The organism is Nesterenkonia pannonica (genome assembly GCF_019575955.1).
Lineage (GTDB): Bacteria > Actinomycetota > Actinomycetes > Actinomycetales > Micrococcaceae > Nesterenkonia > Nesterenkonia pannonica.
This window is the reverse complement of sequence record NZ_CP080575.1, coordinates 501,463-524,352: the sequence shown is the minus strand read 5'-3', so window position 1 is coordinate 524,352 and position 22,890 is coordinate 501,463. Positions and strand designations below refer to the sequence as shown.

Annotated in this window: 29 protein-coding genes, 1 tRNA gene and 7 pseudogenes; 9 read left to right on the top strand and 28 right to left on the bottom strand. The window is 67.3% G+C overall.

Translation table 11 applies throughout. The annotated features are described in order from the left end of the window. Positions 1–12: 12 nt before the first annotated feature. The 5 genes and pseudogenes from K0H76_RS04000 to idi all read right to left on the bottom strand — a co-directional run bounded on the left by K0H76_RS04000 (position 13) and on the right by idi (position 3,634). Positions 13–315 carry a lycopene cyclase domain-containing protein gene (locus K0H76_RS04000; RefSeq protein WP_258934550.1) on the bottom strand — a complete coding sequence of 101 codons (303 nt, stop codon included), beginning with the start codon at positions 313–315 and terminating at the stop codon, positions 13–15. Continuing rightward, entirely contained in the window at positions 303–650 is a 348-nt protein-coding gene (locus tag K0H76_RS03995) for a lycopene cyclase domain-containing protein (protein ID WP_210410236.1), read from the bottom strand. The genes K0H76_RS04000 and K0H76_RS03995 overlap by 13 nt, the downstream gene beginning before the upstream one ends. Beyond that, positions 643–1,017, bottom strand: a complete 375-nt coding sequence (locus K0H76_RS03990) for a hypothetical protein (protein WP_258934549.1) — start codon at positions 1,015–1,017, stop codon at positions 643–645. The genes K0H76_RS03995 and K0H76_RS03990 overlap by 8 nt, the downstream gene beginning before the upstream one ends. A gap of 149 nt (positions 1,018–1,166) precedes the next feature. Beyond that, positions 1,167–3,005, bottom strand: a complete 1,839-nt coding sequence (locus K0H76_RS03985; RefSeq protein ID WP_258934548.1) for an FAD-dependent oxidoreductase — start codon at positions 3,003–3,005, stop codon at positions 1,167–1,169. 66 nt (positions 3,006–3,071) lie between these two features. Further along, positions 3,072–3,634 (bottom strand): annotated as a pseudogene (gene idi, locus K0H76_RS03980) (isopentenyl-diphosphate Delta-isomerase). Between the two features lie 65 nt (positions 3,635–3,699). Between idi and K0H76_RS03975 the strand changes: the two are divergent. Further along, positions 3,700–4,014, top strand: coding sequence for a hypothetical protein (locus K0H76_RS03975; RefSeq protein WP_258934547.1), 315 nt, complete (start codon positions 3,700–3,702; stop codon positions 4,012–4,014). Further along, positions 4,011–4,253 (top strand): hypothetical protein, encoded by a 243-nt coding sequence (locus K0H76_RS03970; protein ID WP_258934546.1) that lies wholly within the window; start codon positions 4,011–4,013, stop codon positions 4,251–4,253. The genes K0H76_RS03975 and K0H76_RS03970 overlap by 4 nt, the downstream gene beginning before the upstream one ends. Here K0H76_RS03970 and K0H76_RS03965 read toward each other — a convergent pair. The 11 genes and pseudogenes from K0H76_RS03965 to K0H76_RS03915 all read right to left on the bottom strand — a co-directional run bounded on the left by K0H76_RS03965 (position 4,228) and on the right by K0H76_RS03915 (position 12,685). Then, a pseudogene (locus K0H76_RS03965) lies at positions 4,228–5,675 on the bottom strand (SDR family oxidoreductase). The gene K0H76_RS03970 and the pseudogene K0H76_RS03965 sit on opposite strands and share 26 nt — an antisense overlap. A 67-nt stretch (positions 5,676–5,742) precedes the next feature. Then, positions 5,743–6,075 carry an ATP-binding protein gene (locus K0H76_RS03960; protein ID WP_258934545.1) on the bottom strand — a complete coding sequence of 111 codons (333 nt, stop codon included), beginning with the start codon at positions 6,073–6,075 and terminating at the stop codon, positions 5,743–5,745. Positions 6,076–6,153: 78 nt separating this feature from the next. After that, positions 6,154–6,485: pseudogene (locus K0H76_RS03955) on the bottom strand (STAS domain-containing protein). Then, positions 6,470–7,456 (bottom strand): hypothetical protein, encoded by a 987-nt coding sequence (locus tag K0H76_RS03950; RefSeq protein ID WP_258935326.1) that lies wholly within the window; start codon positions 7,454–7,456, stop codon positions 6,470–6,472. The pseudogene K0H76_RS03955 and the gene K0H76_RS03950 overlap by 16 nt, the downstream one beginning before the upstream one ends. Before the next feature lie 272 nt (positions 7,457–7,728). Then, the gene (locus K0H76_RS03945) at positions 7,729–8,088 is read right to left on the bottom strand and encodes a glycosyltransferase (protein WP_258934544.1); all 360 of its coding nucleotides are present in this window, start codon (positions 8,086–8,088) and stop codon (positions 7,729–7,731) included. Beyond that, positions 8,004–8,438, bottom strand: a complete 435-nt coding sequence (locus tag K0H76_RS03940; RefSeq protein WP_258934543.1) for a hypothetical protein — start codon at positions 8,436–8,438, stop codon at positions 8,004–8,006. The genes K0H76_RS03945 and K0H76_RS03940 overlap by 85 nt, the downstream gene beginning before the upstream one ends. Continuing rightward, positions 8,435–9,010 (bottom strand): annotated as a pseudogene (locus K0H76_RS03935) (serine/threonine-protein phosphatase). The gene K0H76_RS03940 and the pseudogene K0H76_RS03935 overlap by 4 nt, the downstream one beginning before the upstream one ends. Next, positions 8,982–9,587, bottom strand: a complete 606-nt coding sequence (locus K0H76_RS03930) for a GAF domain-containing protein (protein WP_258934542.1) — start codon at positions 9,585–9,587, stop codon at positions 8,982–8,984. Before K0H76_RS03930 ends, K0H76_RS03935 begins: the two are co-directional and overlap by 29 nt. Before the next feature lie 77 nt (positions 9,588–9,664). Next, positions 9,665–9,766: a DUF1731 domain-containing protein gene (locus tag K0H76_RS03925; RefSeq protein ID WP_258935325.1), complete on the bottom strand. Its 102-nt coding sequence runs from the start codon at positions 9,764–9,766 to the stop codon at positions 9,665–9,667. 230 nt (positions 9,767–9,996) lie between these two features. Beyond that, a pseudogene (locus K0H76_RS03920) lies at positions 9,997–10,581 on the bottom strand (TIGR01777 family protein); the annotation flags it as partial. Between the two features lie 721 nt (positions 10,582–11,302). After that, positions 11,303–12,685 (bottom strand): annotated as a pseudogene (locus K0H76_RS03915) (DNA photolyase family protein). 48 nt (positions 12,686–12,733) lie between these two features. Here K0H76_RS03915 and K0H76_RS03910 point away from each other — a divergent pair. After that, positions 12,734–12,925, top strand: coding sequence for a hypothetical protein (locus K0H76_RS03910; protein WP_258934541.1), 192 nt, complete (start codon positions 12,734–12,736; stop codon positions 12,923–12,925). A gap of 113 nt (positions 12,926–13,038) precedes the next feature. On the opposite strand, the gene K0H76_RS03905 is transcribed toward K0H76_RS03910, so the two are convergent. Then, positions 13,039–13,473 carry a hypothetical protein gene (locus K0H76_RS03905; RefSeq protein WP_258934540.1) on the bottom strand — a complete coding sequence of 145 codons (435 nt, stop codon included), beginning with the start codon at positions 13,471–13,473 and terminating at the stop codon, positions 13,039–13,041. Continuing rightward, positions 13,466–14,005, bottom strand: a complete 540-nt coding sequence (locus tag K0H76_RS03900) for an RNA polymerase sigma factor (RefSeq protein ID WP_258934539.1) — start codon at positions 14,003–14,005, stop codon at positions 13,466–13,468. Before K0H76_RS03900 ends, K0H76_RS03905 begins: the two co-directional genes overlap by 8 nt. Before the next feature lie 175 nt (positions 14,006–14,180). Between K0H76_RS03900 and K0H76_RS03895 the strand changes: the two genes are divergently transcribed. From K0H76_RS03895 to K0H76_RS03880, 4 genes and pseudogenes are all read left to right on the top strand, one after another. After that, positions 14,181–14,894: a CHRD domain-containing protein gene (locus K0H76_RS03895; RefSeq protein WP_258934538.1), complete on the top strand. Its 714-nt coding sequence runs from the start codon at positions 14,181–14,183 to the stop codon at positions 14,892–14,894. 90 nt (positions 14,895–14,984) lie between these two features. Next, a complete protein-coding gene (locus tag K0H76_RS03890; protein WP_258934537.1) occupies positions 14,985–15,404 on the top strand; it encodes a hypothetical protein in 420 nt (139 codons plus the stop codon). Beyond that, on the top strand, positions 15,370–15,615 hold the full coding sequence (locus K0H76_RS03885) for a class F sortase (RefSeq protein WP_258934536.1): 246 nt from the start codon (positions 15,370–15,372) through the stop codon (positions 15,613–15,615). Before K0H76_RS03890 ends, K0H76_RS03885 begins: the two co-directional genes overlap by 35 nt. Before the next feature lie 24 nt (positions 15,616–15,639). Further along, positions 15,640–16,692 (top strand): annotated as a pseudogene (locus tag K0H76_RS03880) (zinc-dependent alcohol dehydrogenase family protein). A gap of 44 nt (positions 16,693–16,736) precedes the next feature. On the opposite strand, the gene K0H76_RS03875 reads toward K0H76_RS03880, so the two are convergent. The 6 genes from K0H76_RS03875 to K0H76_RS03850 form a co-directional block, all read right to left on the bottom strand. Then, entirely contained in the window at positions 16,737–16,919 is a 183-nt protein-coding gene (locus K0H76_RS03875; protein ID WP_258934535.1) for a hypothetical protein, read from the bottom strand. 40 nt (positions 16,920–16,959) lie between these two features. Beyond that, positions 16,960–17,412 carry an SDR family NAD(P)-dependent oxidoreductase gene (locus tag K0H76_RS03870; protein WP_258934534.1) on the bottom strand — a complete coding sequence of 151 codons (453 nt, stop codon included), beginning with the start codon at positions 17,410–17,412 and terminating at the stop codon, positions 16,960–16,962. A gap of 56 nt (positions 17,413–17,468) precedes the next feature. Further along, positions 17,469–18,155, bottom strand: a complete 687-nt coding sequence (locus K0H76_RS03865) for a hypothetical protein (protein ID WP_258934533.1) — start codon at positions 18,153–18,155, stop codon at positions 17,469–17,471. A 14-nt stretch (positions 18,156–18,169) separates the two neighbouring features. After that, the gene (locus K0H76_RS03860) at positions 18,170–18,664 is read right to left on the bottom strand and encodes an MFS transporter (protein ID WP_258934532.1); all 495 of its coding nucleotides are present in this window, start codon (positions 18,662–18,664) and stop codon (positions 18,170–18,172) included. A 268-nt stretch (positions 18,665–18,932) separates the two neighbouring features. Next, entirely contained in the window at positions 18,933–19,157 is a 225-nt protein-coding gene (locus K0H76_RS03855) for a hypothetical protein (RefSeq protein WP_258934531.1), read from the bottom strand. Further along, a complete protein-coding gene (locus K0H76_RS03850; protein ID WP_258934530.1) occupies positions 19,154–19,537 on the bottom strand; it encodes a hypothetical protein in 384 nt (127 codons plus the stop codon). Before K0H76_RS03850 ends, K0H76_RS03855 begins: the two co-directional genes overlap by 4 nt. A gap of 129 nt (positions 19,538–19,666) precedes the next feature. Between K0H76_RS03850 and K0H76_RS03845 the strand changes: the two genes are divergently transcribed. Then, positions 19,667–20,350: a hypothetical protein gene (locus tag K0H76_RS03845; RefSeq protein ID WP_258934529.1), complete on the top strand. Its 684-nt coding sequence runs from the start codon at positions 19,667–19,669 to the stop codon at positions 20,348–20,350. Between the two features lie 122 nt (positions 20,351–20,472). On the opposite strand, the gene K0H76_RS03840 is transcribed toward K0H76_RS03845, so the two are convergent. From K0H76_RS03840 to K0H76_RS03825, 4 genes are all read right to left on the bottom strand, one after another. Beyond that, positions 20,473–20,835, bottom strand: coding sequence for a hypothetical protein (locus K0H76_RS03840; RefSeq protein WP_258934528.1), 363 nt, complete (start codon positions 20,833–20,835; stop codon positions 20,473–20,475). Beyond that, positions 20,832–21,545, bottom strand: a complete 714-nt coding sequence (locus K0H76_RS03835; protein WP_258934527.1) for a hypothetical protein — start codon at positions 21,543–21,545, stop codon at positions 20,832–20,834. Before K0H76_RS03835 ends, K0H76_RS03840 begins: the two co-directional genes overlap by 4 nt. Positions 21,546–21,691: 146 nt before the next feature. Then, a tRNA-Lys gene (locus K0H76_RS03830) sits at positions 21,692–21,767 on the bottom strand. Between the two features lie 132 nt (positions 21,768–21,899). Next, entirely contained in the window at positions 21,900–22,403 is a 504-nt protein-coding gene (locus tag K0H76_RS03825) for a TetR/AcrR family transcriptional regulator (RefSeq protein WP_258934526.1), read from the bottom strand. A gap of 85 nt (positions 22,404–22,488) precedes the next feature. Here K0H76_RS03825 and K0H76_RS03820 point away from each other — a divergent pair, with 85 nt between their 5' ends. After that, positions 22,489–22,830: a hypothetical protein gene (locus tag K0H76_RS03820; protein ID WP_258934525.1), complete on the top strand. Its 342-nt coding sequence runs from the start codon at positions 22,489–22,491 to the stop codon at positions 22,828–22,830. The last annotated feature ends 60 nt before the right edge of the window (positions 22,831–22,890 follow it).

Below are 22,890 nucleotides of genomic sequence, written 5' to 3'. Positions count from 1 at the left end.
TAAGCAGCAGGATCACACCCGCCAGGGGTAGGCGAAGTCTTCGATCGGCGCGCGTCCGATGCGCAGCCCGGAGATGACGGATTCGTCGTAGGCGACCAGGCCGATGCCGATGATCACGTTGTCGAAGATGGCGGTGAGCACGAACAGCACCCCCATGGCCAGGGCAGCGGCGACGACGAGATCCCGCGGCCGCGCCTCGGCGTGCACGCTTCCGCTCGCACGGCGGCGCAGGTGAGCGCGTCGGGCAGTGACCGCGGCAGCCGCGCTGATCAGCAGAAAGGGGATGCACAGCACCGCGTAGGTCAGTTCGCCCATGCTGACCTCCGATGCTGGAGGAGACGGTGTGCGCCCAGGGTGAGAACCATCGTCAGGTGGCAGAGGAACGTGAGGAACACGACCTCCTCAAGCGGCAGCTCCGGGGCAAGGACTACACCGGTCATGTAGGGACCCGTGCCCTGGAAGAAGATGCCCAGGGCAATGCCTCCGGCGTCCCACAGGAGGAAGAAGGCGACGCCGATGACCAGCACCGCGGCGGCACGCATCGGGTTGCTGAAGACGAACAGCGAGAACCGGTGATCGATGAGCAGCATGCCGCCCAGCGAGAGGATCAGGCCCGCCAGATAGACGAAGCCGATGAGGGCCTCAGGCATCGGTGGGCCTCCCGGCGGCCCGTCGCAGCGACATCCGCACCAGTTCGGCGCTGATCAGGCACATGGGCACGCCGATGCCCGGCATGGTGGTGCTGCCGGTGTAGTAGAGCCCGTCGAGCTTCGGGGAGCGGATGGGGCCGCGGAAGAACGCGCTCTGGCGCAGGGTGTGGGCCGGTCCGAGCGCCCCGCCCTTCCAGGCGCCGTACTCGCGGGCGAAATCTGCAGGGCCGATGCTTCGGCGAACCCGCACACGGTCCTTCAGACCGTCGATGCCTACCACGCCGCGATCTGGTCGATGGACTCGTCGACGATCTGCTCCACCTGGGCGTCCCCGCTCCGTCGACGCCGCCTCCTCCGAGACTCTCATCGGCGCGGACAGGCACCAGGACGAAGAGGTTCTCGTGCCCTCCGGTGCGACGTCATCGGTGGCGCTGGGCTTAAGACACGTACACGGATCGCGGGGGCCCGGCGGGCGCGCGGACCCCCGCGATCTCGTCGAAGCCCTTCTGCCAGTCCTCAGTGAAGAACAGCGAGTGGTGCGCCAGCTCCGGAAGCTCGCCCTCCACCCCGAGCAGCGCCAAGACGGCCCCGGGGCCGGGATCCCTGCGCGTCCAGTCGCGGTCGGAGCGCGTGCGGTGCTCCGGGGAGAGCAGCCGCGTCTCGGTGTGGTGCATGTCTGCGCTGGTGACCACCGCGTCGGCCTCCAGGAATTGCCGTCGTCCTCGGCATCGGTGAAGTGGACTCCGGTGGCACGGCCTTTGACGCAGCGATGTGCTGGACTCTGCATCCGGTGCGCACGTCAGCGCCGTGGTCCTCGGCCAGGCGAGCCGCAGCCTGCACGATGGCGGTGAACCCTCCGCGGGGATAGAGAACCGACTGATTGATGTCCAGATGGCTCATCAGGTGATAGAGGCTGGGCGCGTCCTTCGGCGAGGTGCCCAGGAAGACGGCCGGATATCCGAGCACCTTCTGCACGCGTGAGTCGGAGGTGTGCCTGCTGATGAAGCGTTCCATCGGTTCGGCCAGCAGGCGCAGCAGCCGGGGCAGATGGCGAAGCAGAGCGGGGTCGGTAAAGTCCTTGAGCGAGCTGTACGTGGAGTAGAGCAGCCGGTCCGTGGCGAGACGGCAGGCCACGGCGGCGGACCGCATGTACTCGTCGAGGGAGCCCGGTTCCTTCTCCAGCGCCTTCAGCGCCTGGAGGGAACCCTGGTCCGGGAGGTCGAAGGGGTCAGGGTCCTCTTCGAAGAAGACCCGGTAGGCCGGGTCGAGGGTGACGAGGTCCAGCTGCGCCTCGGTGGAGGTGCCCATCTGCTCGAAGAAGCGGTCGAAGACCTCGGGCATCAGGTACCAGGAGGGGCCGGTCTCGAATCGAAAGCCCTGCTCGTGCCACTCGCCTACCCGTCCGCCCAGAGTGTCGCGGCCTTCGAGCACCGTCACATCGATGCCGTCTTTGGCGAGCAGGGCGGCCGTAGCGAGGCCTGAGAAGCCCCCGCCGATCACGATGGCGCTCTTGGTCTCTGTGCGTCCGCGCTTCATCGCAGGCCTCCTGCTGCTTCGGCCGCGAGAACTGCCATGAGCAGGCGCAGCTTGGTACGTGTGGGCACGCTGACGCGTCGGCTCTGCAGCTCTTCGACCGGAGTGGTTCTGAGCCTGGCCGCGAGCTCCCGAAGAGGGATGCAGCCAGGGCGGTGGCCCTGCGCGGCCCGGGCGGCAGGAGCGGCAGGGCTTTGCGCGCCGCTGCGAGGTCCGCCTCGATCTCGCGCAGGAACGCGACCTTCTCCGACTCGCTGAGCTGCCCGGGCACGGTCCCAGGAAAGTACGCCCTGCCCCTCTGCTGGGCGTCCTCCCGAGGTCGCGTAGGAAGTTCACCTTCTGAAACGCGGCTCCGAGGCTGGAGGCGCCCGCCTCGGCGTCGGCGCGCTCCTCCGGGGTGAGCGTCTCGTGCATCAGGAACACGCGCAGGCACATCAGCCCGACGACTTCGGCGGAGCCGTAGATGTAGGTGCTGTACTCCTCACGGCTCAGCGACTGCACGGGCTCCAGATCCCGTCGCATGGATGCGAAGAATGCGGTCACCAGCGAGGCTTCGAGCGAGGACGTGCGGGCCGCGACCGCGAAGGCGTGGACGACGAGGTTGGCGCTGAACCCTCGCTCGAGGGCCTCGAGGGTCTCACTCTCGAGCGCGTCGAGGACCTCGCGCTGCTGCTCCGCGTCGAGCCCCGCCTCCTCTGCTGTTCCATCGACGATCTCGTCGGCGACGCGCACCAGCGCGTAGATGCTGCGGATGCCTGTGCGCGTCTCAGCGGGCAGCAGGCTGGTCGCAAGGCCGAAGGAGGTCGAGTAGGCATCAATCACCAGCGGCCGCGGCCTGGGCGGAGCTGGTGTAGAGGCCGAGATCGCTGCTGGCGGGCACGACGCTCATCACGCCCCCGGGGACGCGTCGCTGCTGGGAGTGCCTCCGTAGAGCGGCATCTGTGGAATCTGCAGCACCATCCAGGGGCTGAAGGCCCACGGTGCGGCCTCCACGGCGCTGCGCAGATCATGCGGGGCCACCCATGCCGTCTCCACGACCTCGTGGGGTTCGGCTCCGGAAGATCCTCGGCGGACGCGGTGAAGACGGGGCATATCTCGTTCTCCACCACGCCGGAGGCATCAGTGGCGCGGTACCGGAAGTCAGGCAGCGCAGAGACGACCTCATGGATGGCGAGCCCCAATTCCGACATTCCGTGGCGTCTGACCGCGTCCTCCCACGCCTCGCCGGGGCCCGGGTGCCCGCAGAACGAATTGGTCCACACGCCTGGCCAGGTCCGTTTGCTCAGCGCCCGGCGCGTGACCAGGACGCGCCCCCGGCCGTCGATGGCATGGCAGGAGAAGCCGAGATGCAGCGGCGTATCGGTGCCGTGGGCCTCACTCTTGAGGAGGGTTCCTCGTGCTTCGCCCTGAGGAGTCACAAGGACCACCTGGTCTGAGATCGCAGGCTCCATAGATGCTCCTCAATCAGCTAGTCTATCTAGTAATTAACTTAGCTAATCGTAACTGGGGATCTCCTATGATGCACGTTGCCGAACCGCTCGGGCCCGCCGAAGAGCCGATCTCTGAGCTCCTGGCGATGGACCCTGAGAGCACACGGCTCAGCCGGGGCGCTATGACGCCCGAGGAGGTCTCCGAAGCTGCCGCTGTGCTGGATGCTATGCGCCGGTGGCGAGCCGCCGAGCGGCGCATGAGCGAAGCCTCACGCAGGCACATGGAGCTCGGCGAGACGGACATGCGTGCCATCCGATTCGTCATGGCGGGCATGAGCGCAGGCCGGGTGGTGACTCCGAGCGACCTGGCCAAGCACCTGGGGTGTCCACGGCCTCGGTGACGAAGATCCTCGACAGACTTGCCGCGAAGGACCACATCCTGCGCCTGCCGCACCCTGCGGATCGGCGGAGCACCGCGGTGGAGGTCACCGAGGAGACCCGTCGAAGCGCTCGCACGCTGGTGGGGAAGACGCATGCTGAGCGATTCCGTGTGGCCGCGGAGCTCACGTCGCAGGAGCGCCGGACGATCATCGGCTTCCTGGATGACCTGTGCGCTACCGAGCCTCGGCCTCAGCCGTGAGCCGCGCGACCATCTTGCGGAAGATGATCGCGTGGAACGGCGCCAGCGCCAGCCAGTAGGCCCGACCCCGAGCCCCGAGGGGAAAAGATGGCGCGCTGGGTCAGGATCGAACCATCGCCGTCGGGCTCGACGCGGAATTCGAGCCAGGCCTGCCCCGGGGTCTTCATCTCAGCTCGGAGCCGCAGCAGTCTGCCTGGGTCCAGGCTCTCCACCCGCCACCAGTCCACCGCGTCGCCCAGCTGCAGCTCCTCCTGCTCCGGCGGCCGCGGCCGAGCCCGACGCCGCCTATGAGCTTGTCGGCGAGTCCGCGCAGACGCCACGCCTTGACAGGGAGAAGTAGCCCTTCTCGCCGCCGATGCTCTCGATGACGCTGAAGACCGCCTCGGGCGAGGCGGTGCTGATGGCTTCCCGCTTGTCGATCAGGACGGTGCGGCCGGACCAGTCGGGGTCGGAGGGCAGAGGTTCGGAGGAGTCTCGAGCGGGTGGGCTCCGGCCCATGTGGTCTCGACGAGGTCGGCGGACATCTTCTCCAGCGCCAGACCCACGGCGGTGTCATAGTCCGTCAGTCCGGAGTCCGGAGGCGGAATGAGGTCATCGATCCTGTTGCCCTTGACGAGGCAGTCGTGCTGCAGGGACTGCACGAGCGGGATGGCCAGCGAACGCGGGATGGGGGTGACGAGGTTGACCCACTGTGCGGCCAGCCATGGCGTGAGCACGGGCAGCGGCATCACGATCGGCTCCCGGAAGCGCGGCGCGCGCGTAGCGCTTCATCAGTTGGGCGTAGGTGTGCACGTCGGGGCCGCCGATGTCGCGACGGACGCTTTCGGTCAGCTCCACATCGGCTGCCCGGGTGAGGTAGTGCAGAGCGTCCCGCACGGCGATGGGCTGCACCCTGTTCAGGACCCAGCGCGGCGACGGCATCGCAGGCAGCACGTCGGTGAGGTGGCGGATCATTTCGAAGCTGGCCGAGCCGGAGCCGATGACCAGACCGGCCTGGAGGGTGAGCACGGGTACGCCGCTGGCCTCGAGGATCTCGCCGACCTCGACGCGCGAGCGCAGGTGCGGACTGAGCTCGCCCTCGGGGTGGAGCCCCGAAAGATACACGATGCTGCGCACACCGCACTCCTTGGCCGCAGATCCCACCGCCTCAGCACACTGCTTGTCGACGGCGGCGAAGTCGGAGCCGCCCGTCATGGAGTGGACGAGGAAGTAGACGACGTCCATGTCGGTGCAGAGCTCGCGAGCGCGCTCAATGTCTGACAGGTCGCCCTCGACAACCTCCACGTCCTTCCGCCAGGGAACATCCCGGAGGGACTCTGCGCGCCGCGTGAGGACGCGGACAGTGTGCCCTTCCTGCAGCAGGTGGGGCACGAGGCGCCCACCTATGTAGCCAGTTGCTCCGGTGACCGCAATACGTGCCATGTGCTGTATCCCACCATCTCAGCCTGTGTCCCAGCCGAACGGCTGAGGCTCCGAGCGAACGCCTGGATCAGTGGCCCCGGGAGCGCCAGAAGCTCCACACGTTTCCGGTGTCCGTGGTGTGCTCGAGGCTGTCGAGGATCATGGTGGAGATGGCAAGGCCTCTGCCCGACTCGGCCATCGGATCCGGCATGCGCACACCGTCGAGAACCACCTCGGCCTCCTGAGCAGTGTCGCTGAGGGTGCCGGTGAGACGGTCCGGCCTGACGCACAAGCACGCGTTGATGCGGACGCCGGAGGCGTCGTCGGTCTCCCCATGAGTGATCATGTTCGTGAGCAGCTCGCTGACCGCCAGGGAGAACTGATCCCGCTCATCATCGCTGACCTCCCCACCCGGGCGCACAGGCTGCTGAACTCATCGAGGACGCTGTCGACGAGCGCCAGCTCGGCTTCGCCGCTGACCCGGCAGCAGTTGTCGAGGTCACCCATCGCCGAAGGCTGCCTCAGAGGACGAATAGGTGCGCAGCACCTTGTCGAGGTTGGTGAGCTTCAGCACGTTCATCACCGCGGGGGTGGCGGCCGCGATGCGGAGGTCGCCCCGGCAACACGCGCTGCCTTCAGTCCTCCGATGAGAGCGCCGAGGCCTGAGGAGTCCACGAAGGAGGTCTGAGAGAGGTCGATGACGATGCGGGTGCTGCCCTCCTCGAGCAGACGGTCCACATTCTTCCGCAGCATCGGCGCTCCCACGGCGGTCAGCCTTCCCTGCGGGCTGAGCACGGCGTAGTCGCCTGGGGTGGTCACGCTGATGTCCATGATGTTCCTTCGGGGTCGTCGTCGAGGGCCGCTGCCGGGCCGCGGTATCGGGCTGCCTGAATTATCACACTGAGAACGATCAGGATGTACGCCACCCAGATCGTGTTGACGAGGGTGCCGGTGCCGTCCGCCGTTCCGACGGCCAGACGCGCGAGGCCGACGATGAGCGCCACGGCGAGCAGCACCATGAAGGTCAGCTGCGGCCAGATCTCCCGCCAAGGAGGTCCTCCCTCCGCCTTGCCGTCCTTCTTGGTGACCACGAAGCCCAGCGGCTGCCGGAAGACGACGTTGAGGACCGTGGTCACGCAGGCTTTGATCCACAGCGGGAAGAGGGCCAAGGAGTACTGCTGCCCGCGCCAGGTGCTCATGCCTCGGGAGACGTAGATGAACAGGATCTGGTTGACCAGGAAGTACGGGATGAAGCGGGCGAAGAAGTCGACGCTCCACGCATTCACCGGGAGCACGCCCAGCGTGAGGTACAGGATCGGGGCGGTCATGTAGGCGAGTGCGGCGAAGCCTGAGAGGTAGCTCCACATGGTGCCGAAGTACATGAGCCGCTGGTAGGCGGAGAGGCCCTTCTTCACCAGCGGATTGTCGCGCAGCATCACCTGCAGCGTTCCCTGCGCCCAGCGCAGGCGCTGCTTGAGCATCGTAGTCAGGTCCTCGGGGGCGAGCCCACGCGCGAGCACCTCGTGGTGGTAGACGCTTCGCCACCCCATGGAGTGCAGCTGCATAGCGGTGGCCATGTCTTCGGTGACGGAGATGGTGGCCAGCGGCTGGATCGGCTGCGCCTCTCCGGGGCGGTCTACGCGCAGCTCATCGAGCAGGGCTGCGACGGATTCGACGGCGCCCAGCGGCGAGTGCTCCCGGGCGATGAGTGCCTGGAGCCCGGCGTCGTCGATGACGATGCCTTCCAGCTCACCGTCGCGCTGAACGGGAAGGTGCTGGAGCGACTCCAGGTCCGCCCGCATCTGCTCCACGTCCTGGGAGGAGAGGCGACGGGATGCCTTCTCTGCGGCGTCGTGGACGCGGTATACGAGATCTGCGGAAGGCTCCCTTCCTCAGTTCCTCGAGGGCGCGCATGGTGACCTCCCGAAGCTGAGTCAGCTCAGCCTGCAGAGCGGGAGCGGAGCGGTGCCGCTTGGCCTCGCGAGTCAGCAGGGACTCGGCGGCGCGCAGGGTGCGCCGCGTGGAGCTCTGCAGATCGTGCACGTATCCGACGATGCCCAGCTGCATGAGCGCCTCACGCCGGAGGACCGCGTTGGATCCGCAGAAGAAGGCGGCGTTCCATCCGTCCTTGCCCTGTTGGATGGGCCCGTAGAAGAGGGGCGCCTGGCTGCCGAGCGGGTCGGTCTCCCCACGTTGGTGAACCACTGGGGGTCTGCACCAGTGCGACCTCGGGGTCGTCGGCGAAGTACCCGAGGGTGTTGTGGAGGATCAGCGGGTCGGGGATCTGATCGGCGTCCAGGATGAGGAGGAACTCGCCGTCCGTCTGGAACAGGGCGTTGTTGAGGTTGCTTACCTTGGCGTGCCGCGGCTTGTTCTGCCAGTCCTGCGAGCGGGTGATGTAGCCGAGGCCCGCCGAACGCGCCGCCTCGGCCATCTCGGGGCGGTCCCCGTCGTCGAGGATGTAGGTGGTGTGGGGTAGGCGATGCCCTTCGCGGCGAGAGCGGTCTGCATGACCATCCCGATGGGTTCGTTGTACGTGGTGATGAGCACGTCGACGGTGCCCTGCGGGGGCGAGGTCGGCCGCGGCCGCTCCTGGGACTTCCACATGGTCGCGGCGAAGAGGAAGGTGTCGATGAGGCTGTACGTCTCCGCGACGATGAGGGGCACGGCGATCCACCACGCCTCCCAGTTCACGGACTCCAGCCAGCGCCAGACCACATAGTTGATGCCGAGCAGCACCGCCAGGACGGCGACGACGCGGATGACGATGAGTAAGCGGCTCATGCGTCGCGCCTGATGATCACGACCGTCACGTCGTCGGCGTCTTCGGCAGCGCGAGCCAGATCAAGCACGGTCTCCACCGCATCTGCAGGCTCGACGTCGCGGAAGATCCGCTCGACGTCTCCGGTGGGATCGTCCAGGTCAAGGAGGTCCAGCAGCCCGTCGCTGCTGCAGACGAAGGTGTCGCCGGGCTCCATGTGGACCACCGCCTCTTCGTGCTCGGACGCCAGCCCCATCCCGAGCGGCAGTCCGCTCGTGCGCGCTCTGTGCTGGTTCCCGAAGCGCGGAAGAGAACCCCGAGGTTGTGGCTAAGCGTCCACGAACCGCAGGATGCCCGTGGAGGTGTTCAGGTCTCCATGGAAGGCGGTGACGAAGATGTCGATATCGCCCAGGTCCTCGGCAAGCAGACGGTCCGCCTCAGCCATGGCCTCCGCGGGGGCCGCTGTCCGAGAGCTCGCAGCGTGGAGCGCAGCCCTGCTGCCACGATCCCCGGGCCCAGACCTTTGCCCATGACGTCCGCCACAGTGAGTCGCAGGCCGTCTTCGGTCAGCTGCAGATCGTGAAAATCCCCGGATATGGCACGCGCGGGCTTCGCCCCTGTGGCCACGGTGTAGCCAGGGATGCTGGGCAGCTTCCGGGGCACTGAGCCCGCTGTATCAGTTCGAGGTCATCCAGCTCGGCCCGGCGTGCGATCTCAGTCTGGACCCACTGGGCCAAGTCCTGAAGAAGCGCCCGCTGGCGCGCGTCCAGGCTCCGCGTGGCGCTGTCCATGATGCAGAGGGTGCCGATGGGCTCCCCGCCGGGAGCTCGCAGGGGGTGCCCGGCGTAGAAGCGCAGGTGGGGGTCCCCGGTGACGAAGGGGTTGTCGTGAAAGTGCTCGTCCTGAGAGGCGTCCTCGACGATGAGGGTATTGGGCTGACGCACAGTGACGTCGCAGAATGCGTGCTCGCGGCCAGCTTCTCGGCCGCCCAGCCCGATCTCGGACATACGCCACTGACGGTCCTTGTCCAGGAGGGTCACGCTGACCATCGGGACGTCGAAGAGCTCCTGCGCCAATCTGGTGACGCGGTCCACGCGCTCATCGGGCAGCGTGTCGAGGATGTTCAGCTGTTCGAGCGCTCGTTGGCTGCTCGCTTCATCGTAAGAATCCATTGCGTCCCCTTGGCGGCGTCTTTGCGCACACTCTACAGAGTGCTGCGAGCTTCACGGCCCCTCTGACCTGGGGCGGGTCAGCGGCCGAGGACGTGACGGAGCGCAGGGCCCAAGGTCGAATGCCTGAAGCCGAATCCCGAACTGAGCACGTGATCCGCACTGGCCCGCTGATCGGCCATGGCGACTTCGCGCGCGCCTTGGCGTCCGAGGAGAAGCTTGGGGCCGAAGCCTGGCACCGGCACGGCAGCGGGTCGGCGCAGCACCGCGGCAAGCTCTTTGGCGTACTCCTTGGCCCGCACGGGGTGGGGGCGGTCCCGTTGAGGGGTCCCTCCACAGTGGGCGTCAGCGCGGCGTGGACGATCATGGAGGCGATGTCGTCGATGCTGATCCAGCTCTGCCACTGCTCGGATCCCAGCGGTCCGCCCAGCCCGAGGGCGAAGAGCGGGAGCATCTGCTGCAGGACGCCTCCGGCGGGGGTCTGCACGATCCCGGTCCGGATCATGGAGACTCTGACTCCGGCATCCCGCGCAGGAGCTGTGGCCTTCTCCCACTGTCTGCACACGTCTGCGAGGAAGTCGGTGCTTACCGGGAGGTCTTCGGTCAGAATCTCCTGGTGGTGGGCCCGGTCGTGAGGTGTGGCGCCGTAGAAGCCGACAGCTGAGCCGTTCACCAGGGCGCGCCCGCGATGGTCTGACGCCTCGAGGCGAGCAAGGGTCCGAGCGATGAGATCTGTGCCGTCGACGCGAGACGCGCGCACTTTGCGTTTGTGGGCGGCGGTGAATCGTGCCGCGAGCGGGTGGCTTACCAGGTGGATCACCACGTCGACGTCCTCGAGGTGCGCGGGCTCGAGCGTCTGGGCCTTGGGGTCCCAGGGGATGGTGCGGCGTCCGCTGGAGTCTGTGGAGGTCCGCGAGTCCGTCCCGGAGCTGCGGACCATGGGGCGGACCTCAATGCCTGCCCTGCCGAGGATCGCGCACACGTGCTTGCCGATCATCCCGGATGCCCCGGAGACTGCGGCGACCCGAACGCTGGGCCGGCTCTCTGAGGAGGCCAGGGTGCCGAGAGCCTGGTGGAAGGCGAGCTCCTCGGTGGTCTGCCGCTCCCTATATTCGAAGAGACGGCGCATCTCGGCTTCGAAGCGGGAGTCGGCGATGCTTGCAAGCGCTGCTGGCGCTCGGCTGACGAGGGGCAGCTCGTAGTGGACCCTCTCGGTGAGCCGAGTGCCCTCGCCATCGTCCGTGAACTCTCGCTCGTGGTGCCATTCGGAGATCGGCCCGGAGACGATGTCGTCGGAGAATCCCTCCCCGGGGACATACTCGCTGTGCCGGGCGTCCCACTTCATCCAGGTCCGCAGCGGCAGGTGGGTCTGTGCGCTCACCAGGCCCGCGCCTGCGGTCAGGCTGGTCCCGAGCAGCCCAGGAAGGTTGATGCCGAGCGTGGACTCGGACCCGTCCTGCAGCCCGTTGGACGGCTCGCTGACCACTCGGCTTACGAACGGCGGGTGGAGACGCACGAGCGCACCCGGCCGGGAGTACCAGTCGAAGACGTCCTCGCGCGGAAAGGGAAGATAGGAGCGATATTCGAAGACTGGCATTGAGACCACCTCGGGGACTGAGCTGTCGGTTTGCGGCGGAACGACTCGGCTAGCACCTCCAGAGAGGTTCCTCTGAGTCTAGATCATGGGGTTCGGCGCACGCGTGGGGGCGCCTCGGCTCTCAGGCGCCGGTGATGCGCTGGTAGTGCTCCAGGGCTTCTGCCCGCGAGGCTTTGAGGTCCACGATGGGGTCGGCGTAGTCGTCGGTGCCGAATTCGGGAATCCATTGGCGGGCGTACTCGTCGTGGGGTCGAAGCGTTCACGCTGCCGCTCCGGGTTGAGGATGCGGAAGTAGGGGCGGCGTCCATTCCGGAGCTTACCACCCACTGCCAGTTGGCGGGGTTCGAGGCTGCGTCAGCGTCCACCAGCGTGTCCCAGAACCAGGCCTCGCCGTCGCGCCAGTCGACTCCCAGGTTCTTGATGAGCAGGCTGGCCGCGGCCATGCGGACCCGATTGTGCATGTAGCCGATGTCCCATAGCTGCCGGAGACCGGCGTCCACAAAGGGAAGCCGGTCCGGCCAGCGGTCCAGGCCTCGAAGGTCTCCAGCTCGTCGGATGCGCTCTGCCACGGATAGGCGTCGAACTGTGAGCGGAGGTTCTTCTCCGGCAGGTCGGGGAAGTGGAAGAGAAGGTGCCAGCAGAATTCGCGCCAGCCGATCTCGGAGCGGAAGGCCCGGCGGCTCTTCTCGTCGGGGATGTCTGAGGCCGCGGCCCACACCTGGAACGGGCTGAGCTGTCCGAACCTGAGGTACGGGGAGAGCCGTGAGGTGCTGTCCGAGGAGGGAACATCCCGCCCATCCGCATAGCCTTCGGCGAGGCTGTCGACGAACTCCCGGAGGCGACGGTGCGCTCCGTCGATGGTGGGGTCCCATGCGCGGCGCAGCCCGCCACCAGTCGGGGCGGGTGGGGAGCAGGTCGAGGTCGGAGGAGTCGCCGAGCCCGACGCTGATACCGCGGCACTGCTCGACGGGTCGTCCTGCTCCGGAAGAAGATCAGCCCCTGGGCCCGGCTCGCGGATCGTCGAGGAGGTGAGCGCCCTGTAGAAAGGGGTGAAGACCTTGTAGGGACCGCCGGTGTTGGTCTGAACCTTCCACGGCTCGTGGAGGAGCGTTCCGGGGAAGCTCTCCGCCTCGATCCCGCGTGCGGGCAGGTCCTTCTTGATCGCCGCGTCGAGGGCGCGCTCACCGGGTCCGTATCGCCGGGACCAGTGGACCCTCTCCGTGCGGAGCTCCGCGGCAAGCTCAGGGACCAGCTCGGCAGGCGAGCCTACCCGGACGATCAGCGGCACTCCGCGCTGCCCGAGCGCGGCCCTCAGCGACTCCAGGGCATGGTGCAGCCACCAGCGGGAGGCACCGCCCAGGGGCCTGACGCCGTCCGTGTGATCGTCCAGAACGTAGAGCCCGACGACGTCGTCGGCTCTCCCGGCTGCGTCGGCGGCTGCGCTGAGGGCCGGGTGATCCTCGACGCGCAGGTCATCGCGGAACCAGACGAGGGTGCGCGTCATCGTGCCTCAACCCGGTGATTGCTGCCCGGCTGCGGCGGCGGAGCTGCCATGGGGATCACTCCTCAGGGTCGATCGCAGGGGAGCTCGGCCGCGGCCACGGTGGAGCCGTCGTCAGCGTGGATCTCAACGTGGCTGACGTCCTGCCGCATGACGGCGGCGTTCATGCGGCATTCGATGAGCAGCTCCGAACCGAAGAAGGTGCCGGAGGGTGCTCCGCACCGTCCTCGTCGACCAAGGTGACCGTGAACGTCCGCTCGGGCGCGAGACCGTCGATCTCCAGGACGGTCTCGGTGCCCCAGGTGTGGGCGATGATGCTTGCGTCAATCTCTGCCTGCGGGCCTCCTCGGCGAAGGTCACTTCTTCCACCATGCCGTAGGTTCCCGGAGGGCCTCCGGAGGACGATCCGTCGTCTGCTGCAGCACGGCTGTCACGGCGGCGCTTATGAGGAAGCTCCCTGCTGCTGCGAGCGCGAACCAGGCCCTCAAGCGTCGACGGCGCGCGCGGTTCCCTTCAAGGGCGGCGGCGGGGACTGCCCGTCCGCGCGGCCCTTCCGCATCGGCCCCCTTCTCGGCGATGATCTGCGGCGGGTGGGCAAGGGGCTGCGCCTCATCCCATGTGCCCACGCTGCGTTCCAGGCGCGCGGCCACTGGGGCGAGCTCATCCCAGGCTCTGCGCACGCTGTGGTCCTCGGCTGCGAAGGCTTCGAGCTCGGCGCGCTCCGCGTCGGTGATGTCACCGGCCAGCTCGGCGGCGATCAGCTCCTCGGCTCGGGGCGGGAGACTATGCATGATCGGCCTCCTCCATCAGGCGTCGAAGTGCGCTGAGTCCATGGAATGTTCTGGAGCGCAGCGTCGAGACGGGAACGTCCACGGATTCGGAGAGTTCAGCGTAGCTCCATCCGAGCACGTGAACCGCCACCACTGCCTGGCGCTGCTCGATGCTCAGCTGCGCCAGCGCTTCGATGAGCTCGAGCCTGTCGTGGACGTGCGACGGTTCGGGCGCGGTGATTCCGTCAGCGGGGTCTGGGGTCGGTTCGGGGATGCGAGCATTGCGCCGATAGGCATCTTTGATGACGTTGCGCGCTATGGCGAACAGCCATGTCCGGACGCTGCCGTACCGGCCGTCGAACCGCTCTTGGGACCGCCACGCCTTGGTGAACGTCTCTTGAGTGATCTCTTCGGCGGTTCCGGCGTCGGCGACGGCGTTGCGGGCGAACAGGAAGAGCTCCCGGCCATGCTGCAGATAGGCCTCGGAAAGGTCGAACGCGGGAACCTCATCATGGGTGGGCTTCTGCGCACCAGGTGCCTCGCCTCTGCCCATGCGGCCTCCCCGCTGTCTTTCGAGGTGCTGACGGCTCGGCGGGTCGCCTCTCTGGCGGCCGTGCTGAGCGGGTCTGGAAAAAGTCGGGGCGCTTGTTCAACGGAACCCCTGCTTGTTGCGTAGACCACAGTAGCAGGGCGCATCAGCGGCCTGTTCCATCCGAGAGGACGAGACAATGACTCGCAGCACGATCAGACGGACAGGCTTCATCGGCGCAGGCATCGCTGTGACCGGCGGCGCATCCCTGCTCCTGGCAGCACCCGCTCAGGCGATGAACGAGGCGGAGTGGCCGGAGGAGTTCACCAGCGCCTACAGCGTCATGGCAGTGCCGGAGGAGGTCATCAACGACGAGGGCGAGCAGGAGACCGGAGAGGAGGGCGCCACCGGCGAGTTCATGCTCTGGATGAACTCTGACACGGACACCATCTGCTACGAGATCACCCTGAACGGCGTCTCAGGTGAGTACGAGAGCCCTGCGATCAGCGCCACCCATATTCACGAAGCCTCATTGGGCGAGTTCGGCCCGCCGCGCGTTGCGTTTGCGGACCCGGAGCCCGTCGGCGACGGAGTGCGTGAGTCCTCCGGCTGCATCGAGGGTCCGTTCGTGACCGGCGTGGACGACGACGAGGGCAATGACCACGGTGAGGGCTTCACCGTGGCGCAGATCGAAGAGGACCCCTCCGCCTTCCAGGCCGACACGCACACCGATGACTACCCTGCCGGGACCGTGCGCGGTCAGCTGATGCAGGTCCCGCTGGACGGCGTGGAGACCGGCGGCGGGGGAGCTGAGCAGTCGGCCGTGGCACCGATGCTGGGCGTCGGCGCAGCTGCCGCAGCGCTCGGGCTGGGCGCGCTGGCCTTCATGCGTCGTCGCGCTGAGCAGGCCTGATTCCAGGTGCGCTCTTCGCGCGCAGCCGCGGGCTGTCGGACCGGGTCTCATCCGGCTCCGGCAGCCCGCTGGCTCGCGGCGGCCGCACTGATGCTCGGAGTCGGCGGATGCGCCGCAGAGGGAGCGCCGGACGGATCAGCCGCCTCAATGGAGTCAGTCAGCCCGTCGGAGGCCGAGACGGTTCGGGAGGGGAGCCCGCCGTCGTCCGCCGAGGAGTCGACGCCGCCTCAGCAGCAGAATCAGCAGCAGCCTGACCCAGTCTCCGCCAGTGCTGACCGCGGACCGGTTCCGGAACGGGTCACCATTCCTTCCATCGGCATCGACGAGCCCATGATCGACCTGAGCATCGACTCGTCGGGGCGTCTTGAGGAGCCGCAGGACTGGGACGATGTGGGCTGGTTCGCCGAGGGAGCCGCCCGGGCGAACGCGGCCCGACGGTCATTGCAGGCCATGTGGACTCCTGACCGGCCCGGCGGTGTTCTACCGGCTCCTGGAGATGCAGGAGGGTGACCGGGTCAGCATCACCGGCGAGGACGGTGAGCTCTACGAGTACGACGTGACGCACACGGCTGACTTCCCGAAGGATGACTTTCCCACGCAGGAGGTCTTCGGCCTATCCGCCGACGATGAGCTGCGGCTGATCACCTGCACCGGCGTTTTCGACGAGCAGAACGGCCGACACCTGGACAATCGTGTGGTGTTCGCTGAGGCGATCGACTGAGCGGCTTCTGTCAGAATGCTGACGATGCGTGCACTCGTGATTGACCAGGCCCAGGGCGTTCCCGCCGTCACCGACGTCGAGCGGCCCAGCCCGCCTCCGGGCGGGGCGGTGATCCGCGTGGAGGCCACGGGTCTGTGCCGCAGCGACTGGCACGCGTGGGCCGGGCACGACGATGGTGTCGCGTTCCCTCACGTGCCCGGGCATGAGCTGGTAAGCGTGGTGGTCGAGACGGCGCCGGAGGTGAAGGGCTGGCAGGCGGGCGACCGGGTGACGGCACCCTTCATCTGCGGCTGCGGGCAGTGCTCCTGGTGCCTGCAGGGCGATGCCCAGGTGTGCCCTGATCAGCAGCAGCCCGGCTTCACCCATTGGGGATCGTTCGCGGAGTATGTGGCGCTGCACGCAGCAGACACGAATCTCATCGCGGTGCCGGATGGTGTGAGCATGGCGGCCGCCGCAGCGCTCGGGTGCCGGTTCGCGACTGCGTACCGCGCGCTGGTCGGGCGCGCTGCGGTGCAGCCCGGTGAGTGGGTCACAGTGATCGGCGCGGGCGGTGTGGGCCTGAGCACAGTGATGATCGCGAAGGCGCTGGGGCTCGAACCATTGCAGTGGATCGCCACCGCGGTGCTCTTGATGCGGCCTCGGGCCTGGGGGCCGATCAGGTTCTCCTGGCTGAGGGCAGGACATTCCGGCAGCAGTCTCCGCGCTGACGGGTGGGGGCAGCCATGCGGCGGTGGATGCTGTCGGCAGCGAGCAGACGAGTGCGGATGCGGTGCTGAGCCTTCGGCGCCGCGGCCGTCATGTGCAGGTGGGGCTCCTCGCCCCGACCGGGGGCACCCTCGCATCCCGTTGGACCGGGCGATCGCTTGGGAGCTCGACATCCTGGGGAGCCACGGCATGGCCGCAGCGGACTACCCTGCGATGCTGGAGCTCATTGCCCGAGGGGAGCTGGCGCCGCAGCGGCTCATCGAGCGGACGGTGGGGCTGGATCAGGCTGCTGAGATGCTGCCGACCTTCGACGCCGCCGCGGTTGCCGGCATCACAGTCATCGACCCGCGCGAACCGGCCCTTCGGGCATGATGGCGTAAGCGGCTCTGTGACCTCGCGTCACGGCAGTCTTCCGGTCAGTAGGGCTGCTGCTCCAGCTCGGTGGCGAAGACACGGAACTGGTCACGGTCAGTGTGCATCTGCCAGAGCTTCTCGGCCAGCACCTCGGGGTCCTTCTGCTCGTCGCCCGGGATGATCGCTCCGGGGATGATCAGCTGCCCGACGTAGATCGGCTCGTCCTTCATCGCCTGAGCGAGCATCTCGATGTAGGCGGTTTCGTAAGCGAAGCCGATGGACGTCTTAAGCGAAGTGCTGGACCGGCTGGACGGCGGAGCCGCCGTTGACGAACAGCACGGTTCCCCGCTTGAGGAACCGCATCCCCTGAAGCACCTGGTGCACTGCGGCCACAGGCCCGAAGACGGAGAACTCCACAGCCGCCTTGATGTCTGTCACGGTGGACTCCAGCAGGGGGCGCAGGAACTCCTTCTGCGGCAGCGGGCTGTAGCTGAGGACCTCGATGTGCCCCAGCTCCTGGTAAGCCTGGTCCAGCGCCGCGATCAGCGACTCAGGGTCGCGGACATTCGCCGCGTAGCCCCGGGCAGTGAAGCCGTCAGCCTGAAGGTCGGAGGCAAGGGCGTCGAGCCGCTCCTGGCTGCGGGAGATCAGGGCGAGGCTGTAGCCCTCTTTGCCGAAGCGGCGAGCCAGGGCCTCTCCGAGGTTCCTGCTTACTCCGATGATGGCGAGGGTGGTCACAGGGTGCTCCTTCTGCGTAGGTCGTGCTGATGGCACGCCCTGAAGAGTGGACGCGTTCACTCATCAGCCACGCATATGGGGCTGCTATTCCCGGGTTTCAGGCTGTGGACTGAGTTCCCCGAGTGAACCCGTGGATCATCAGCGCTGCCCCTCCGAGCAGTGACACGGCGGCGGTCAGGACGAGCAGGGCCGGAAGCCCCAGGGCAGGGATCGCCGCTCCGGCGAGTAAGCGCTGCGACCGAGCTGAGAGCTCCTACGACCAGGCAGAGAGTGAACGCCTCGCCCGCGCGCTGGGGCACCAGCTCGGCAGTCCACACCGCGAGCACCGCCGATCCCGTCATGTACCCCACGCCGAAGATGCACGCCGAGATCATCGTGGCGGTCAGAGAGTCGCTGGCAAGTCCCAGCAGCGCCAGCGCCGCACTCACCGTTGCCAGGCACAGGGCGGCCACCCGCGCCGTGCCGATCCTCTGCGCGAAGGTCCCGGTGGCGACGCCCACCATGCCGCACAGGCCGATCGCCGCATAGAGCACGGGGACGGCTCCCGCGGGAAGAGCACCCTGTCCGAGGACATCGGCGGCATAGGTGAAGTAGATGACGATGACCGCGAAGTAGACAACGGAATAGGCGACCGGGATGCGAAGCGCCCGGACCAGCGAGACATCGCCATCCCGCACGACCGGGCGCGCGTACGGCCTGCTTCTCGGAACCAGGCGCAGGTTCACGAGTGCGGCGGCCACCATCGCCAGTGCCACGCTTAGCCCAGACCAAGCGCCAGGAGCCCAGTGCGGCAAGCACTGCCAGCCCGCCCAGCACTAAGAGCCCTCCGCTGGTCCCGGTGGTGATGATCGCCAATGCCCTGGGCTGCTGGCCCACGGGCACAGCACGAGTCACGATGTCGGAATACGGTGCCCAGACCAAACCATGGCGCTGCCAGGACCACACCGACGACGAGCAGCCCCGGCGACTGCGCGAGCGCCACAATCACCGCGCCGAGAAGTCCGCAGATCCCACCGGCGGTGGTGGGAGCACGCGCACCGTAACGGGCAGCCAATCGCCCTGCGAGCAGCAGGCCTACCAGGTAGCCGACGAAGGTGGCGCTGGAGATGAGGCCGAGCACCAGCTCGGAGAGCCCCACATCCTCGCGGATGCCGGGCAGAGTCAGACCGTAGGCGTAGCGGGCCATGCCGAAAGCAACTCCGACCACAGCAGCGCTTACCACCCCGATCCTGGCGCCGACAGAGAGCGTCATGATCTTCTCCTCACCTAGCGCAATGCGGCGAAAACGTTTCTCGCCGGAGGAAGCGCAGCTCGCCCAATAGACCGATAGAACGATCATTACGGTATACCAAAACGATCATTCTGGAATGCGGGCGGCACTCGTGAGGAGCGAGCCACCGTGCGGTGGGGGCCTTCAGGGGCGACGCTTCGAGCGCATGACGGCAGCACGTGGACTTTGGCCGCCGAGGCACCGTGGATTCACGTGGCACGCAGCGTGAAGGATGACGCTCTGGTGGGCCTTACGGGGCTCCGCCCCAGGCCTGCTGTTCCCGGGTGTCAGGCTGCGGGGATGGGTCAGGCTGGGCTGCGGGTCTGGGGGCAGCCTGCAGGTTCTGGTTCAGGGCTTTGGACTGCTGGGCTCGGGTGTGGAGTAGGCGGCAGGCGATGATCACCACGATCAGGGCCATCAGAACAAGGGCCACCGTCAGGTATGCCTGGGCTGTGGCTATGGCCGCGGTCCTCACAGCCCTGCACCTTCCAGCTCGTCCCGGCTCAGAGTCCGACCGGAGGGAAGGACGAAGCTGATGTCCTGGGAGGCGAACACCAGATCCAGGATCAGCTCCATATTGGGCACCACACCATTGATGATGGTGCCCATCACCTCCCGGGTGTCGTCCTCCTCGTGCAGAGTGCACCGCAGACCCAAGTCCGGGGCCTGAGTGCTCCCAGAGATCTCCACGATCGCTGAGGCAACCGCCGGGTGGGCCATCAGCCCCGCCGAGACCGCCTTGGCCGCCTGGTCCAGCCGCACCCTGTCATCATTCACGTCCTGGCCCGCATCCTTGGGGGCCGTCAGTGCTGGGCTCACCTTATGATCCTGTGCTTCTTCGACCTGCTCGCTCATCGTCTTCTCATCTCAAATTCATCTATAAGGTGTACAACTTTTAGCCAGCCTAACAGTTAATGAGGTCAACTGTTAGGCTCCTCATTGATCAGTTCAGACAGCCGCATCCGGCGAAGACCTGAAGGAACCATGAAGGACAAAGAGACCCCCACCCTGCAGCCCGCCGAGGCGCAGCTGCAGCAGGCAGTGACCAACCCCGAGGCCGCCTCCGGCACCGGCTACTGGTACCTGCGCACCCAGGAGTCCTACTCCGCCATCGACCTGCTGAACCTGCTGCGCAGCTACCGCGACGAAGAAACAGCCATGCGCGCCCGCACCCAAGGCTCGATGGGCATGAAGGACACCGAGATGAAGGCCCTGCGGTTCCTGCTGCAGCAGGACACCGCCGGACACACCCCGGCAGAAGGACCTCGCCGCGACACTGGAGCTGACCGCCGCCTCAGTGACCGCCCTGGTCGACCGGCTCGAAGCCCACAGCTACGTACAACGAGTCCCCACCCCGAGGACCGCCGCTCCGTCGGGCTGAAAGTCCTCCCCGCCGCTGACCGAGACGTACGAAGCACCCTGAGCCGCATGCACGCAGACATGATCACCGCCGCCGAAGAGCTCACCCCCACCGAACGAGTAGCGCCGCCACATTCCTCGAAAAGCTCATCCAAGCCGTCAGCACACACGACAGCAACGAACCTCGCTGACGCTGCAGATTTCGTCGGCACGGCAGGTGCGGCGCCGAAGGTGGTGAGCGCTGCGCACACCCGAGGTCATTCCTCTTGGCTGCCCGCCGGGTCGGCACCGCACGTAGGCGCCTTCTGAGCGCGGGCGGCGCGGTGCAGCTCCTGGAGCCAGCCTCGCAGCTCCTCGCCTTCGGCGAGCAGCCCGGGAGGCGGATGCCGTCGCGTTCCCAGCACGCTGGTTGATACTCCGACCCACCCGTTTCAGAGCTGGCAGCCTACCATCACCGAGGCGGACTGAGCGGGCGCCGGGACCAGCAGAGCGACGCTGCGGCTGTCCCTAGTCACCTCCTGGACCTCGCGCCAGGCCACAGCGACTTGGTCGATGTGGACCCCGTCGCGCTGGATCACTACGGAAGTGGGCCGCAGGATGCGGGCGGCGGCCCACAGAGCGCAGGCCAAGCACCCCAGGGCGCCCAGCGCCATGATCGCCCGAGTGAGCGGAGTGTTCCACGGGGAGAACGGGGCCCCGAGAGCGAACAGTGCGGTGGCGCCGCAGATCGCGGCGAGCACCAGGAAGAAGACGGCGGCGACGGCAGCTCCCGTGCGGGACGTCCGTACGGTCACCTGCCCGTCGTGGACGAGCTGGGCGTTCCACTCGGCGTGCCTGGCCGACTCGAGCGCGCTGCCTGGCTCTGACGCGGACGTGGGCTCCGGGTAAGCGCCTGCCGGGCGGGCGGAGTCGTCGAGCCGCGCCTCACTGCTAAGCGAAGGTGGCACGTGCTTCGGCCAGCCAGGGTAGGCCTCGTGCAGCTGGGGGTTGCGAGCCGGGGTAGGCGCAGGGCTACTCCGTCCAGCTTGGCGCGGGTGCCGCGCAGTGCCTCCTGGCCGTGCTCGTTCACCTCGAGGCTGATGGGGCGGCGTGAGGCGTCCACCCGCACGACGTCGAATCCGTCCCAGGGAAGGGTCCAGTGCGACGGGCGCCTGCGCCGTGCCGAGCGCTGGAGTGCGACGCCCTCGCGGGTGAGCCGCAGCTGCGGGTAGGCGCTGGCGCCGAAGCAGCTGAGCGGGAGGCCGAGAAGCCCGAAGCCGAGCAGCGCGAGCGCGCCGGTGAGGAGCTCTCCTTGCACGAGCAGCCCGACACCGGCGAGGGTGGCCAGCACACAGCCCCAGACGTAGGGGCTCCGCAGCGGGCGCAGCGGCGCGACGGTGTCGATGACTGTCGCACGCTTAGCAGTGAGCTCCCAGCGCTTGTAGGCCGTTTTGATGGACAACGGTAGGCCCATCGCCGTGTGACCTTCGAAGGACTCGGGCTCCTGGTGCTGGCTGTCGATCATGCCTCCCCTTTCTGGCGACTGTGCATCATCGGGCAGGTGGGTGGAATGTCGCCGTCCGCGGGGCTCGATGGCCCATGGAGCCAGCATGGCAAGAACGAAAACGAGGCAAGCAGCCGGAGACGTCGGCGGTTTGAACAACGACTCTCTGGTGGGCCCTGCGGGGCTCGAACCCGCGACCAATGGATTAAAAGTCCAGTGCTCTACCAGCTGAGCTAAAGGCCCGTTCCTGCCCGTCAGGCAGGGCTCAACCTTATCGCATCGCCTGCGACTGGTCGTAGTCAGCGGTCGAGTGCGCACGCACGGCGGCGCAAGCCAGTCGTCGGCCGACGGTGATCGGCGACCCCGGCACACCGCTCAGGAATGAGGCGAGAGCGCCGGTGTATGCCACGTGGACCTGATCGGCGAGCTCCTGCGCGCGCTCCCCGCCAATGGGCGCGAGAAGTGCAGGAGGCGGGAGGTGAGCAGTTCTCTCTCCTCCGCCAGGATCGGCGTCACCTCCGGCGCCGCGTCGCCCAGTTCGTGCGCAGCGGCCAGGAAGGCGCACCAGCGCGACGCGTGGCCTGAGCTTTCGCGGTACTCCGCCAACGCGTCGAAGACAGAGAGCAGCCGAGCCTCATCCGTGACCGCGACGGCGGCACAGCGATCCCATATCGCCTGCCAGTCGGCGAAACGGATGCGCAGCACTTCCGCCGTGAGCGCATCCTTGCTGCCGAAGTGCGTGTAGAGACTCGCTGTGGAGACGTCCGCCTCGCGCAGCACGTCGTCGACGGCTGTGACGCGGATTCCCCGCTGAAACAGGAGACTGTCCGCGGCGCGGAGCAGTCGGTCTCGGGCTGAGAGGCGTCCTGCAGTACTCACAGCATCAGTCTAGAGGCACGGTAAACAAAACGCACGTTTTGATGTAATATAACGATCGTTCTATTTTTCGACGAAAGGGCAGACGATGCGCGGATTCGTGCTGAGCGGCATGGCGCTGATCGCCGCGACCTACGGTCTGGCGCGCTTCGGCTACGGACTGTTCCTTCCCCGCTTCATGGAGGAGTTCGGCATCAGCTCCGCCGTCTCGGGATTCATCCAGGCCGGGAGCTTCCTCTCCTTCTGCGTCGCTGCGGTCGTCGCGACTCTCGTCAGCACACATCCCCGACGCATCGTCATGGCTGCAAGCGCCACCGCTTCGCTCGGATCCTTGGGAGTGGCACTGTCGCCGAACGCCGGCGTTCTTGCGGTGAGCATCGTCGTGGCCGGGGCAGGAGCCGGGTTCGCCACCCCGGCCTGGTCACCCTAGTGCAGAACAACGTCTCTGCGCAGCGTCGCGAGAACGCGCAGACCACTGTCAACGCGGCAC

What these genes read in the sequence shown, in the direction of transcription:
- K0H76_RS04000 (WP_258934550.1), bottom strand. Translation starts at nt 315, where the DNA reads ATGGGCGAACTGACCTACGCGGTGCTGTGCATCCCCTTTCTGCTGATC.
- K0H76_RS03940 (WP_258934543.1), bottom strand. Translation starts at nt 8,438, where the DNA reads ATGAGCCGCTTACTCATCGTCATCCGCGTCGTCGCCGTCCTGGCGGTG.
- K0H76_RS03905 (WP_258934540.1), bottom strand. Translation starts at nt 13,473, where the DNA reads ATGCATAGTCTCCCGCCCCGAGCCGAGGAGCTGATCGCCGCCGAGCTG.
- K0H76_RS03845 (WP_258934529.1), top strand. Translation starts at nt 19,667, where the DNA reads ATGAAGGACAAAGAGACCCCCACCCTGCAGCCCGCCGAGGCGCAGCTG.
- K0H76_RS03820 (WP_258934525.1), top strand. Translation starts at nt 22,489, where the DNA reads ATGCGCGGATTCGTGCTGAGCGGCATGGCGCTGATCGCCGCGACCTAC.
- K0H76_RS03890 (WP_258934537.1), top strand. Translation starts at nt 14,985, where the DNA reads ATGCTCGGAGTCGGCGGATGCGCCGCAGAGGGAGCGCCGGACGGATCA.
- K0H76_RS03975 (WP_258934547.1), top strand. Translation starts at nt 3,700, where the DNA reads ATGATGCACGTTGCCGAACCGCTCGGGCCCGCCGAAGAGCCGATCTCT.
- K0H76_RS03850 (WP_258934530.1), bottom strand. Translation starts at nt 19,537, where the DNA reads ATGAGCGAGCAGGTCGAAGAAGCACAGGATCATAAGGTGAGCCCAGCA.
- K0H76_RS03865 (WP_258934533.1), bottom strand. Translation starts at nt 18,155, where the DNA reads ATGGTGGCCGCCGCACTCGTGAACCTGCGCCTGGTTCCGAGAAGCAGG.
- K0H76_RS03900 (WP_258934539.1), bottom strand. Translation starts at nt 14,005, where the DNA reads ATGGGCAGAGGCGAGGCACCTGGTGCGCAGAAGCCCACCCATGATGAG.
- K0H76_RS03910 (WP_258934541.1), top strand. Translation starts at nt 12,734, where the DNA reads ATGGGGATCACTCCTCAGGGTCGATCGCAGGGGAGCTCGGCCGCGGCC.
- K0H76_RS03930 (WP_258934542.1), bottom strand. Translation starts at nt 9,587, where the DNA reads ATGGATTCTTACGATGAAGCGAGCAGCCAACGAGCGCTCGAACAGCTG.
- K0H76_RS03950 (WP_258935326.1), bottom strand. Translation starts at nt 7,456, where the DNA reads ATGCGGGCGGACCTGGAGTCGCTCCAGCACCTTCCCGTTCAGCGCGAC.
- K0H76_RS03945 (WP_258934544.1), bottom strand. Translation starts at nt 8,088, where the DNA reads ATGGCCGAGGCGGCGCGTTCGGCGGGCCTCGGCTACATCACCCGCTCG.
- K0H76_RS03860 (WP_258934532.1), bottom strand. Translation starts at nt 18,664, where the DNA reads ATGACGCTCTCTGTCGGCGCCAGGATCGGGGTGGTAAGCGCTGCTGTG.
- K0H76_RS03990 (WP_258934549.1), bottom strand. Translation starts at nt 1,017, where the DNA reads ATGAGAGTCTCGGAGGAGGCGGCGTCGACGGAGCGGGGACGCCCAGGT.
- K0H76_RS03895 (WP_258934538.1), top strand. Translation starts at nt 14,181, where the DNA reads ATGACTCGCAGCACGATCAGACGGACAGGCTTCATCGGCGCAGGCATC.
- K0H76_RS03835 (WP_258934527.1), bottom strand. Translation starts at nt 21,545, where the DNA reads ATGATCGACAGCCAGCACCAGGAGCCCGAGTCCTTCGAAGGTCACACG.
- K0H76_RS03925 (WP_258935325.1), bottom strand. Translation starts at nt 9,766, where the DNA reads ATGGCCGATCAGCGGGCCAGTGCGGATCACGTGCTCAGTTCGGGATTC.
- K0H76_RS03995 (WP_210410236.1), bottom strand. Translation starts at nt 650, where the DNA reads ATGCCTGAGGCCCTCATCGGCTTCGTCTATCTGGCGGGCCTGATCCTC.
- K0H76_RS03875 (WP_258934535.1), bottom strand. Translation starts at nt 16,919, where the DNA reads ATGCTCGCTCAGGCGATGAAGGACGAGCCGATCTACGTCGGGCAGCTG.